Source organism: Maricurvus nonylphenolicus (genome assembly GCF_042854845.1).
GTDB lineage: Bacteria > Pseudomonadota > Gammaproteobacteria > Pseudomonadales > Cellvibrionaceae > Maricurvus > Maricurvus nonylphenolicus.
Map to the genome: position 1 here is coordinate 5,141,425 of NZ_AP031498.1, position 12,001 is coordinate 5,153,425.

The 12,001-nt window shown below is 48.2% G+C and carries 11 protein-coding genes; 5 read left to right on the top strand and 6 right to left on the bottom strand.

The genetic code is table 11. The annotated features are described in order from the left end of the window. The 4 genes from ACGHZ6_RS22235 to chrA all read left to right on the top strand — a co-directional run bounded on the left by ACGHZ6_RS22235 (position 1) and on the right by chrA (position 4,628). Positions 1-996: an AraC family transcriptional regulator ligand-binding domain-containing protein gene (locus ACGHZ6_RS22235; protein WP_390616255.1), complete on the top strand. Its 996-nt coding sequence runs from the start codon at positions 1-3 to the stop codon at positions 994-996. Positions 997-1,062: 66 nt separating this feature from the next. Then, positions 1,063-1,872, top strand: a complete 810-nt coding sequence (locus ACGHZ6_RS22240; RefSeq protein ID WP_390616256.1) for a substrate-binding periplasmic protein — start codon at positions 1,063-1,065, stop codon at positions 1,870-1,872. A 128-nt stretch (positions 1,873-2,000) separates the two neighbouring features. Further along, positions 2,001-3,131, top strand: coding sequence for a zinc-binding dehydrogenase (locus ACGHZ6_RS22245; RefSeq protein ID WP_390616257.1), 1,131 nt, complete (start codon positions 2,001-2,003; stop codon positions 3,129-3,131). Positions 3,132-3,422: 291 nt separating this feature from the next. Continuing rightward, positions 3,423-4,628, top strand: coding sequence for a chromate efflux transporter (gene chrA, locus ACGHZ6_RS22250; RefSeq protein ID WP_390616258.1), 1,206 nt, complete (start codon positions 3,423-3,425; stop codon positions 4,626-4,628). Between the two features lie 77 nt (positions 4,629-4,705). On the opposite strand, the gene ACGHZ6_RS22255 is transcribed toward chrA, so the two are convergent. Beyond that, positions 4,706-7,069, bottom strand: a complete 2,364-nt coding sequence (locus ACGHZ6_RS22255) for a TonB-dependent receptor (RefSeq protein WP_390616259.1) — start codon at positions 7,067-7,069, stop codon at positions 4,706-4,708. A gap of 218 nt (positions 7,070-7,287) precedes the next feature. Between ACGHZ6_RS22255 and ACGHZ6_RS22260 the strand changes: the two genes are divergently transcribed. Continuing rightward, on the top strand, positions 7,288-8,307 hold the full coding sequence (locus ACGHZ6_RS22260) for an AraC family transcriptional regulator ligand-binding domain-containing protein (RefSeq protein ID WP_390616260.1): 1,020 nt from the start codon (positions 7,288-7,290) through the stop codon (positions 8,305-8,307). Here ACGHZ6_RS22260 and ACGHZ6_RS22265 read toward each other — a convergent pair. The 5 genes from ACGHZ6_RS22265 to ACGHZ6_RS22285 are packed head-to-tail and all read right to left on the bottom strand — an operon-like array spanning position 8,301 to position 11,821. Then, positions 8,301-8,723 (bottom strand): c-type cytochrome, encoded by a 423-nt coding sequence (locus tag ACGHZ6_RS22265; RefSeq protein WP_390616261.1) that lies wholly within the window; start codon positions 8,721-8,723, stop codon positions 8,301-8,303. The two genes, ACGHZ6_RS22260 and ACGHZ6_RS22265, sit on opposite strands and share 7 nt — an antisense overlap. A 19-nt stretch (positions 8,724-8,742) precedes the next feature. Further along, on the bottom strand, positions 8,743-9,294 hold the full coding sequence (locus tag ACGHZ6_RS22270) for a methylamine dehydrogenase light chain (protein WP_390616262.1): 552 nt from the start codon (positions 9,292-9,294) through the stop codon (positions 8,743-8,745). Between the two features lie 34 nt (positions 9,295-9,328). Beyond that, complete coding sequence (mauD, locus tag ACGHZ6_RS22275) at positions 9,329-9,967, bottom strand: methylamine dehydrogenase accessory protein MauD (protein WP_390616263.1); 639 nt, start codon at positions 9,965-9,967, stop codon at positions 9,329-9,331. 44 nt (positions 9,968-10,011) lie between these two features. After that, positions 10,012-10,557, bottom strand: coding sequence for a MauE/DoxX family redox-associated membrane protein (locus ACGHZ6_RS22280; RefSeq protein WP_390616264.1), 546 nt, complete (start codon positions 10,555-10,557; stop codon positions 10,012-10,014). Between the two features lie 40 nt (positions 10,558-10,597). Beyond that, the gene (locus tag ACGHZ6_RS22285; protein WP_390616265.1) at positions 10,598-11,821 is read right to left on the bottom strand and encodes an amine dehydrogenase large subunit; all 1,224 of its coding nucleotides are present in this window, start codon (positions 11,819-11,821) and stop codon (positions 10,598-10,600) included. Positions 11,822-12,001 lie beyond the last annotated feature (180 nt).

Here is a 12,001-nt window from a genome sequence, read left to right on the forward strand (position 1 = left end):
ATGAAAAGAGCCAGCAAGTTTTCGGTTTCTTCAAACTGGAAGTTATTATTGAGTGACATGCAGATAGATTTGGCAGACATTCTGGCTCACGCCAGGATGCCGGCCGATCTGTTTAATCGGGAAGGTGCAGCACTCACACCGCTTGAATATTTCCAGTTATGGCAAGGTATAGATCAAGCCGCAGCACCACGGGAACTGCCCCTGTTAGTCGCTGAGCATTTGTCTGTTGAAGCTTTTGACGCGCCCATATTTGCCGCCATTTGCAGCCCGGACTTAAATACTGCGCTTAGGCGTATCCAGCAGTATAAACCGCTTATTGGTCCCATGGTGATGGATATCCATATCGATAGCCTGGCAACATCCGTATCGATTCATTGCTACGGCCATGAAGACAATCTGCCGCAGTCACTCGGGTTGACTGAACTGGTATTTCTCACCCAGCTAACCCGCCTGGCAACCCGCCATAAAGTGGCTCCCGCAAAAGTGATTCTGCCGCGACTTCCGCACAATATAGACACCTATGAGCGCTATTTTGGTTGCAAGCTTGCTCAAGGTGATCACGTGAAAGTTGTTTTTAATGCTGCCGATGCAGCACGCCCCTTTCTTACCTCTAATGCCAGTATGTGGAGTTTTTTTGAAGCCAATTTAAATCAACGCCTGGCCGACCTGGATACCACTGCTACTACAACTGAACGGGTAAGAGCCGTGTTGTTGGAATCCCTGCCGGCAGGTAACAGCGCCATTGAAACGGTGGCCGAAAAGCTGGCAATGAGTAAACGCACCCTGCAACGCAAACTCACCGCCGAAGCGGAAAGTTATAAATCTGTACTGCAATCGGTGCGCGCCGAACTGGCGGATCATTACCTGGCCAAGACCCAAATGTCATTGGGGGAAATATCTTTCCTGCTGGGATTTCAGGAAGCTAATTCATTTATCCGTGCCTTTACCACCTGGAAAGGTGAACCACCGGGCAGCTACCGGGAACGCTACCACTGATCCAACCTGTGTTATGCTGATCTCAATATGACGTATAAATACGGCATTAAAGTATCAACATAGCCCATGAAACCTAACTCACTTATCCCGTTATTCCTGTTTGGTATTATCAGCGGTTTTATACCGACGCTCTGCTCCGCACAGGACCAGCCTTCCCAGCCACCCGCCTCCCAGGTAATGCGCCATGGCGCTTTGGGCCTGGCTAACCTCGCCACCATAGAAAACAATAAGGTTATCGGCGGATTTAAATACGATTTTCTGGAAGCGCTTGGTAAACGCCTGGGCATATCCCTTACTCATCAGGCCTGCCCGTTTCAACGCTGCCTGCGTTCGATGAGCGATGGTCAACTGGATATCATGATGTTTATTGCCGTGACCCCGGAACGCAGCCGCTATTTGAAATATATCCAGATCTGGGAAATCCCGGTAAAAATGCCTTTTTATGTACGCAAGGGTGAAGAAGATCGCCTGCGAGAATACACCGACTTGCATCAGCTTCATGTAGGCGTGGTTAACGGTTATGCCTACTTCTCTCGTTTTGATAACGATAGCGCTATTCAAAAAAGCAAAGTCATGCGTGAAGAACAGCTGCCCAAAATGCTGCAGGCCGGACGCATTGATGCCTTTGTTGCCTTTGGCCAGGAACATCAGAAACTCTTAGCCACCTACCCAGGCTTAGTACCAGCCCCCTTCTCACATGCTTACAGCGACACAGCACTGATAGCAATTGGCCATACATCCCCCTTTGTCGCGTTGATGCCTGAGATGGAACAGATCGCACTGGAGATGATCCAGGACGGCACTATGGACAAACTCTGGCACAAGCATTTCAAGCACCAAATGCCCTATCCGTCTCACCTCAGAAAGGCGAACTAGGCAGTCGCTATCCCCGACAAAACTTTACCTCCCAGGTATTGGAATTATCACTCCAATATTCGATACTCTTAGCACTAAACAACCCGTAGATACATATTGATAACCATATAGAAACAACGGAGAGAGAGATGGAAAGCAGCTTACAAATGCAATCCACCCTGGACGAGAGTGGCAAATTAACCCTTGCCTTGGCCGAGGTTGAAGTTCCCACCCCACAGGATCACGAAGTGGTGATTCGTATCGAAGCCGCCCCGATTAACCCTTCCGACCTGGGGGTTTTGTTTGGCCCGGCGGACATCAGTTCAGCCACCACCGAAGGTGAAGGTACTCAGTCGGTGTTAGCCGCCCCTGTACATCCGCAGTTTTTACCGCGTTTTAAAGGCCGCATTGGCCAGGCCCTGACCGTAGGTAATGAAGGCGCCGGTGTTGTAGTCGCTGCTGGTAAAAACCCGGAAGCCCAGGCCCTGTTGGGTAAAACCGTGGGTGTTTCCGGTGGTGCCATGTACGCCCAACACCGTGCCGTGCCAGCCATTATGTGTTTACCTGTGGCCGAAGGCACACCTGCTCGCGACGCGGCTTCCTGCTTTGTAAATCCGATGACTGCCTTAAGCATGCTGGAAACTATGCGCCTGGAAGGCCACACCGCGCTGGTACATACCGCGGCGGCTTCCAATCTGGGGCAAATGTTAAACAAGATTTGTCAGGCCGATGGCGTTGACCTGATCAATATCGTGCGTAAGCCCGAGCAGGTAGACATTCTCAAAGGCCTGGGTGCCAAATATATTATCAACAGCAGTGACGACGACTTTGTTGCACAGCTGACCGATGCCATTCACGAAACCGGTGCCACACTGGCCTTTGATGCCACCGGCGGCGGTGACCTGGCCAGTCAGATTTTGCTGGCGATGGAACAGGCACAACTGCGTACACCTTCGGACTACAGTATTTACGGTTCTACTGTACATAAGCAGGTCTACCTGTATGGCAGCCTGGATATGTCACCTACGGTTTTAAACCGCGCTTACGGTATGTCCTGGGGCGTTAGCGGTTGGTTACTACCGAACTTCCTCGGCAAAGTTGGTATGGAAAAAGTGATTGAGCTGCGTACCCGTGTTGCCAAAGAGTTGAATACTACGTTCGCTAGTCACTACACCCGTGAGCTGTCGTTTGCTGAGATGTTATCGGCAGATATTGCCCAGCAGTACAACGCCAAGCTGACTGGTGAGAAGTATTTGCTGTGTCCGCAGAAGGATCTTTAATTAGTTTTTATTGGACCCCAAAGGTACTGGGACACCCAATACACTCATAAATTCGCGCCCCCCAAAAAACCTAGCGCTATTCCCTCGAAAGAGGGAATCCAGTGTAGTGGCACATACTTAAGCTATACACTTCGCATCACTGGATACCCGTTTTCACGGGTATGGCGTGCTATGTTCTATTCATTACACAATAAAACTGTCCAGTGTATAACTGACAGTATTATTACACTTGCCTCCAACCCCCATCTCGGTTTTCAATACGCCCCATTAATCTTCAGCGGGTATTAGTAGATGACCGACTGCACAACACCAGACAAACCAGGCAATGTTATCGAGGTGTTTATCACCTTTTTGAAATTGGGCCTCACCTCCTTTGGTGGCCCAGTGGCCCACCTGGGATACTTCCGCAAGGAATTGGTAGAGCGCCAGCGTTGGGTCAATGATCATGATTTCAGTCAGTTACTGGCCATCAGTCAGTTTTTACCGGGGCCTGCGAGTAGCCAGTTAGGGTTTACGCTGGGGTTACTGCGCGCCGGTTGGCTTGGCGCCCTGGCAGCCTTTTTGGCGTTCACTCTGCCGTCAGCGTTTTTACTGTTTGCCTTTGCCTACTTTCTACCGGCGCTATCAGGTAGCGCTGGTGAAGCCGCCATTCACGGTTTAAAACTAGTGGCCTGTGCAGTGGTAGCCGATGCCGTGCTAGGCATGTCCAAGAAACTCTGCCCGGATAGAACCCGCAAGACCATCGCCGTATTGGCGGTGTGTGTTTTATTAATCAGTGGTTCCGCCTGGTTGCAGATATTTGTAGTGATTGCTGGCGCTCTGGCTGGCATGGCGTTTTGTCAGGGGCCCACAGTACCCACCGACTCCGCTATACGCGTTAACTATGGCAAACGCCTGGGCAGTATTTTGCTCGCCGCGTTTTTCCTGCTGCTGTTTGCATTGCCAATTCTGGCCACACAACAGGATGCTCTTGTTGTTATTGCTGAAGCCTTTTACCGTGCCGGCGCCTTGGTATTTGGTGGTGGACATGTGGTGTTACCGCTGCTGGAAGACAGCATGGTGAATTCTGGCTGGGTATCTGAAGAAACTTTCCTCGCCGGCTATGGTGCATCGCAGGCGATACCTGGGCCTATGTTTGCGTTCTCGGCCTTTTTAGGCAGTGTCATACCAACAGAACACTCGGCATTTATCAGCTCGGCTACGGCGTTGCTATTTATGTTCCTGCCTGGCTTTCTGTTAGTCGCGGCGATAATGCCTTTCTGGCAAGCCATTTCAAATAATGCCAAGGCGGCCAATGCCATTGCTGGTATTAATGCTGCGGTGGTGGGACTTTTAGCTGCTGCACTTTACGACCCAATTTTTACCTCGGGTGTAACTTCAGCTGCAGATCTGGCCATCGCCGTAGTGGCGTTTGCACTGCTAGCCGTATGGCGTTTGTCACCTCTATGGGTAGTCGCCTGGTGCGTTGTTGCCAGCCTTGCACTGATCGCCATTTAAATTAAAAAAGGGAAACCGCTATCCAACAAGATTCAATAGCGAGTTTCCCAATAGAGTACGGAGAAAGAATTCTCGACTTAGAAGTTATAGGTAAAGTCTACGCCCCACATCCGAGGTTCGTTGCGGGTGTAGGAGGTTACCGCCATTGGTACACCGGTACCGGCAGAAAGCGCACTGAGCACACCGTTGGCGACAGCACTGTTGTCGTCATCGCGGTAGGCTTTGTCAGTCAGATTGGTGCCCCACACAGCCACTTCCCAGGTTTCATCGGCCGAAAGCAAACTCAAGCGCGCATTCAGCAAACCGTAGGATCCGGACTCATTATCGGACTCAGTAATCACAACACCAGGATCACCAACACCACTGGTAGCAGAGGTCAGAGACGCAGCAGTACTGTTGGATAAACGTTGGCTCGTGCGATAAGTGTAAGTGGTGTTAAAGCGCAGATCACCAATATCGGCGACAGGCAGTACGTAATCAATCACGGCTGTGGTTGTCCAACGAGGCGCACGTAATAGATCCTGACCTTTTGGAATCGCCACTTCACCAGCATCGGTTAATACATCCTTGGCGTATTCCGTTTCCAGATAACCCACCAACAAACCCAGATTAAGACTTTCTGTGGCGGCAAATGCAATATCCAGATCAACCCCGTGGCTTTCTGCTTCTGGAGCGCTTAAATCCAGTGCAGTACCGGGTACATTCAAGTCGGCCATCTGCAACTGATAGTTTTCAAACTCTGTGAAGAAAGCAGCCATATTAATGCGCAAGCGACCATCGTAGGTAGTCATCTTAACGCCAGCTTCGTAATTAGTAGTGGTCTCTTTATCGAAGGGATTAAAAGCCTCACCGGCTAGCGCAGCTGCCACGCCCACTGTTGAACCAAAACCACCAGATTTATAACCGGTTGAAACACCGGCATAGACCATAGTGTCTTCATCAACCTGGTAGTCAACAACGATACGCCCAGATACATCATCCCAATCGGCAGAATCTTTGGTCTTGCCATTTAAGAAATGATCGGGAACCGTCGCAAAAAAGGTCGCTTCAGCTTGCTGAGACGGTTTGAATTCTGAGGTTTTTTCGTCGTAGGAATAACGCAGGCCGGTGGTTAAATTTAACTTATCCGTTAAATGCCAAATCACATCACCAAACAGCGAGTAGCTTTCGGTATCAATCAACGATTTTTGACTATCATCATAGTAGGTACCGGTCAGCGCAGAGGGCGTCATAGAAATAATGTTTGCCATCGCAATCGCGGGTAAGGCTAACGGTTCAAGCTGCTCACCTTCACTCTTGTAGTAGTTAAAACCAGCAAACCAATCTGCTTTATCGCTAATACCACTTAAGCGGAATTCCTGTGAATACTCATCGGCTTCAATTTCGAAACGATCAACCAAAACCGGCAAGTTTAGCGTGGTGCCGTTAATGGCATCCGGAATTAATGATAGAGAACCATTGCCCACCTGCATATCCACTTCTGCTTTGCGGTAAGAACTGATAGAGGTAAAAGTCAATTCATCCGATAAATCCCAGGTTACCTTTGCCGATAAGCCGTGAGATTTCCTTTCCACAAAGGGTTCGGCCGTCGTACCATCCAACAAACGCGTGGTACTTGGCGCCGCCTTGTCATCGATATCTTGCGTGGTAATACCGGGTGAGGCTTTTTCCAGAATATAACCGCCCTGGGTGTTGTCGACATTGGAGTAGTCGGCCGTCAACTCAACGGACAAATCCTCTTGCGCCATCCATAACAGCTTGGCACGTGCAGTGGACTGGTCCTGTTCATACAGATCATCACCACCGTCGAGGTTTTCCTGCCAGCCATCGCGCTTGCGCAGGGAGCCATTAACACGCAACAACAGGTTCTCGGTTAAGGGCGTGTTATACATAGCCTGCACAGTACGTAAGTCTTCACGACCTACACCAACTTTTAAACGGCCTTCCACTTCGTCAACCGGGGCAGCAGTTGTGACATTAATAGCACCCGCTGCAGCGTTGCGACCAAACAGGGTTCCCTGTGGGCCTTTCAAGACTTCAATCTGTTGGACATCGATCATATCGCCCAGCAAATCAAAGCCACGTCCCAGATAAACACCATCCAGGTACAAAGGCACACTTTGGTCAAAACCCAATCCCAAGACAGAAGTACCGATACCACGAATGGCAATTTCAGCACCGTCCTGAACAGCGTTACCAATAGAAAGACCCGGGGTCATATTGCCAATATCGGAAATACTAACAACCGAGTTTTGTTCCAGCATATCGCTATCAATCGCCTGTACGGCGATGGGAACTTCCTGCAAACTCTGTTCGCGTTTTTGGGCGGTTACAACAATTTCTTCCAGTGTAAAGCCGTCATCAGCCAATACAGATGACGACATACTGGCAGCTACTGCAGCAGCCAGAAGTGATACTTTGAATAGTTTATTTGATGTCATGATTACGTTGCTCTCTGTGATGCGCAGCGTTAGTCAAGCTGCACTTTTTATAGTTTTATACAGTGAAGACAAATCACACGTTCAATATAGGCTTAGATAAAGCAAGCCTCATGACTATTTCAGACATGAAATTGACATTTGCAGACATCGTAAATACTCTTGTACTTAGCATTGCAGCCGATGTAATAATACGCGCCTTATGCAAGTAGAGAGCTTTTATGGCAATACCCACTAAGCAGGTACAGCGATATATCCATCCTCGTTGGCTACAGCGCTATTTTGAAAATAAAGGGGTTGCTCCGGCACTGCTTGCCGAAGTTAGCGACCTACCGTTAGGCACCTTCACAGACGAGCATGAACCCTGGCCCCTGGATGCTTACCTAACACTTTTTGAATGGGCCTCTGATTATTTCAACGAACCCCACCTTGGGATGAAGCTTGCCGAAAATTCAGATGCAGAAGATTTTGGCATATTGGGTTTTCTAACCATTAGTGCAACCACTTTTGGCGACCAATGCGAACTTTTCGAAAAATACCAACGCATCCTTATGCAGGGAGAAGTGTTTGAATTTTACCGCCAAGGTGATCGAATCGAAGTTCGCTTCTGTATAACCACCGGTCTCATTGACTGCGTTGCGCAAGATGTAGAATTCTCATTGGCAGTTTTAGTTAACATTATTCGGATTAACTACCAAAAAGATTGGCTGCCACTGGAGGTTCATTTTCGGCACAAACCGATCACCCAAACCAACACATACTCACCTATATTCGGGGACAATGTAGCCTTTGAGCAAGCAACAAACAGCTTTTGGATTGAAGCCTCCCTATGGGATAAAGCTTCACCCACAGCAAACGCCACATTACTCAATGTACTAAAACAACAAGCAAACAAGCTGCTAGAAGAGCTGGAAGAAAATACCGATTTTCTCGGTCATGTACGTTTTTTAATTGGCAGCTGTCTGGGAGAGCCTCAATTTAACATTGAAGTTCTAGCCAAAGAATTAAACATGAGCAGTCGTACTCTGCACCGCAAGCTGGCTCAGGAAAACACCAATTTCAAGGACATTAAACTTGAGCTAACCATGGATGTAGCTCGCAAGGCCCTAAGCCAGGAAGAAATCAGTATTGCAGACCTGGCACAAACTCTGGGTTATTCTGAGTCCAGTGCATTTGTGAGAGTATTTAAGCGATTGCAGGGGCAAAGCCCCCTGCAATATCGGAAACAGTATCGTCAGTAGTTATTGGCTATTTCAATCTTCTTAACCAATGCCTCTCGGGTACCGGTAAAATCCAGCACCATTGATTTTCTAAGCTGGCCCACTTCTGTTGCACTATAAGGTTCAAAACCTTTTTTCGCCGTTTCCGGGTCAAAACTTTTTAACATCCAGTTAGTAAGCTCCGCCAACTCGATATCATTGAGCTGGGATTGTGCAGCACCGGGAACCTGAATTAAAAATTCGCGGCCACCTTCAACGGTTAAAAACTTGCCCATATAGTTTGTTAACGTGGGTATCTGTCTACCCGGGTGTCCAGAGCCATCACCGGTATGACAGCCCTGGCAGTGCAATTGATAATTCACCTTTGCACGCCGATCATCAGCGTATACAGTTACAGCTGTTAACACACTCAACCAAATCACTAATAACCTAGACACTTTCATCACTCACCTCGGTTTACTGCACTCCCAGAACAATGGCAGTTGAACAGTTATACACTACATCCGCAGGCCCGCCTGAACACCAGTTAATATTATTGGAATTGGCAGGCATATAAGCCGGCGTGTCGTTTTCATTACGCATACACTGACAGCGACCACAGGCACTGCGACCACAACAATCGTTGTAGGAAATAATATAATCCTTACCATCGGCAGGATTACGGCAGGTACCAATCCAGGTAATAGGCGACATTTTGGTTCCCGGCGGACAACTGCTTTTGGTACCACCACAGCAGCTACACAGATAACCATCAATGGCACAGTAGCGCCAGTACTCACAACTTTCCGGATTGCCTGGATCTGCTGCAGGAGAGATTTCCTGCGGCAACAAGTCGTCATCACTACTGGCATGTGCTTTGTTGTTGCTACGCCATACAGGCAGCAGAGGTACAGCACCTCCACCGACAATCACCGTACCCAACAAGCCTACAAAACTACGCCGCGAGGTTCCCCGTGCAGTCTTTCTCGAAGCGGTTTCTGCTTTTTTATCAAGCCATTTAAATAACATAGGTAATCTGCTCTTTTTACTTCTTTAAATAGTCTTATGCGCTGGCGGTTTGCTCGGCACTGTTTTTCTCGGCACTGTTTTTCTCAACATAATAGGTTTGAACTGTTGGGGCGCCCAAGTGCTTGGCTTCTATCAAGCTCTCCAAGTGCTCACGGGTATTTACCAACCCATGACTGGTCAAATTACCGCTTTCATCTAACAGAACACCATAGGGCAACTTACCCACTTCAAAGCCCATACCTAACTCAGTCGAAACAACATAGGGGAAGTCTTGCAAATTCTCTCGAGCAATAAATTCCTTATGCCCATTCTCATCACCATCACTGGCCAACACCAATTCCAGCCAATCACTTTCACGACGTGCTACTGATTTCAGAACCGGCAACAGCGTTTTACAGACAGGACAAGTATCAGACAGGAAAAACACCAACGTGCTTTTGGGCTTATTGAAATCACCGCCCAACGCTATCGTGCCACCGGTCAAGCTTGGCAAGGTAAAACTGGGCGCTGCCTCGCCAAGTTTCAGCTTTTGCTTATCGATGGACAAAGCGCCCACCGGAGATATGCGCTCATGCAACAAGCCGATTTGACGAACCAAAGCCAGCACCACAATAAACAGGGCAACAATGGCTAGCCAGCTAATAATATTGGAGATAATTAATGCGTTTATCATATCTGTTTACCTATTTAGCTATTTACTTACGTACATCCCTGCTGTTATAGATCGCCATCGGCAATAGCTTGCTGTAAGCGTGTATAGCTCTGCGACAGACTATTGCTGATAGTATAAATTAAGGTGATTACGGCTAAGCCGAACAGGATTGAACCAAAATCCAGCAGATTTAGCTGACGTGTACTTTCTGGCCATATCAACAGAGATGCCCCCAGTGCCAATACCAGATTACGAGCAACAAGAAAGCGGGTTACCGCTTGCGGCTTGCTGCCAAAATGACAACCACAGTCAGCCAGACTTCGACCACGCCAGATATTAATCGCCATACCCGAGGCATAGGCCAATAACAAACCACAAGCCAGCAACGCCCCCACTTCCCTGAAGGCCGGAATCACGAGCAGAACTACCACCATCAGCTCTACAACCAGAATAAAACCAGCAACAATGTTCTCGAACTTTACTGGCACTATTTCATAAGCGCTCAAAGAGCCTTTGAAAGCATTCATGTCGCTAAATTTGTGCCAGGCCGCGGTGGCAAATAACTGCACAAGCGCTAGCGCAACAATCCAATTAATAACAGGGTCAAACATGGTTTACATCCTCGCTAAACGTCTTTCAGGTTAAGCGCCGCTACTTCCATGGCTGAATAAGATTAGGCAAAGTGCCTATCCGGGGAATTGTGAAAATATGCTCACCGGTACTGGCGTCGTAGGTATCAAATCCCCATTTCGCCATCTTTAACAATTCTTCTTTACCTTGGGTAAAATATATCCACATCACAAACAGATGAGGCATATGGAAATTAACTCCGATACTATAAAGTCGTGGTGCAGCAGATTGGCTGACACTGATATGCCAGGCGGGGTTTTCCAACTCCAGCATATTGATACGCTTTTTGGTTTTTAGATCGTAAACCCAAACTTGATCGGTTGCGTCTTCAAATTCCTCTGGGCCACCTTGAATCATCAGAACATATAAATGCTGACTGGCTTTATGGATAGCCAGATTTTGCATACCACCGATACGCCAATTATCTTCGCGTTCTTCTTTGGTTAAAAGATCCCACTTATCGGTTGTAATATTGCCATCGGCAGCGGTAGTAAACTGATAGACATGGCTCTGCTGAGACACGTGATACCAACTGTTATCAACACGAACGCCTGAGTTAGTTACCGGGTCAATCTGTGGATTAAAAGAAGGTGCACGCCGAGAGCGTTTGGCCAACTGCCCCTGATCGTCCAGCTCAATATTCATAAAACTGCCGTCGGCACAGATCACATTAAAACGGCGATCACCAATAGCGTAGACGTTGGTACAGCCAGGCACTTCGATTTCAGCCGTAAACTCTCGCTTATCCAGGTCAACAATACTCAGTGATGTTGCCGGCGTGACATTGACTACAGCGAGGAATTTTTCATCATCGGTTAACGCTGAAGTACCCTGGGGTTTTACCGGCGTCATGCGTTTACTGGGAATAATCACTTCACCGGTATTCTCTAGAGTTATGGGATCATAGAAGGCCACCACATCGGTACGCTTGCCACGGGTTCCCCGCTCAAAGTAGGTCTCGGCGGAGATAATTTCGTTGCGCTTTTTTGGCAGTATCACACCGCCATACCAGTAACCGGTATTCAGGGCTCCCAGATACTTGCCTTTATCGACATCGATGAAATAGGCCCGCCCCTCAGCAGCATAGGGAATCTGCATATCAGACACGGTAACGATATTGGTCTCGAAGCGGGACGGCATAACTTCGTGTTGCCCCACCTCTTCCATCGGCAGCTCCGCATTCACTGAGACAGTACCGAAGCTAAAGGCTAACAAGGAGGAAATTAAGGATGTTGTTCTCTTCATAATTCTGCATCTGTTTATCTCGCCCTCGACGAGGGCTGGCAGAGATTACTGTAAGAAAAACGCCTTATTGAATCATGACTTCTTCCGCCTAAAAATTGATATTTTCAGACAAGATTGTCCATCTTGATTATTTAACTTAAATCAGCACCATTATTATTCGACCACCCCTCACGATTGATG

Coding starts and splice junctions, on each gene's coding strand:
- ACGHZ6_RS22235 (WP_390616255.1), top strand. CDS start 1: ATGAAAAGAGCCAGCAAGTTTTCGGTTTCTTCAAACTGGAAGTTATTA.
- ACGHZ6_RS22240 (WP_390616256.1), top strand. CDS start 1,063: ATGAAACCTAACTCACTTATCCCGTTATTCCTGTTTGGTATTATCAGC.
- ACGHZ6_RS22245 (WP_390616257.1), top strand. CDS start 2,001: ATGGAAAGCAGCTTACAAATGCAATCCACCCTGGACGAGAGTGGCAAA.
- chrA (WP_390616258.1), top strand. CDS start 3,423: ATGACCGACTGCACAACACCAGACAAACCAGGCAATGTTATCGAGGTG.
- ACGHZ6_RS22255 (WP_390616259.1), bottom strand. CDS start 7,069: ATGACATCAAATAAACTATTCAAAGTATCACTTCTGGCTGCTGCAGTA.
- ACGHZ6_RS22260 (WP_390616260.1), top strand. CDS start 7,288: ATGGCAATACCCACTAAGCAGGTACAGCGATATATCCATCCTCGTTGG.
- ACGHZ6_RS22270 (WP_390616262.1), bottom strand. CDS start 9,294: ATGTTATTTAAATGGCTTGATAAAAAAGCAGAAACCGCTTCGAGAAAG.
- mauD (WP_390616263.1), bottom strand. CDS start 9,967: ATGATAAACGCATTAATTATCTCCAATATTATTAGCTGGCTAGCCATT.
- ACGHZ6_RS22280 (WP_390616264.1), bottom strand. CDS start 10,557: ATGTTTGACCCTGTTATTAATTGGATTGTTGCGCTAGCGCTTGTGCAG.
- ACGHZ6_RS22285 (WP_390616265.1), bottom strand. CDS start 11,821: ATGAAGAGAACAACATCCTTAATTTCCTCCTTGTTAGCCTTTAGCTTC.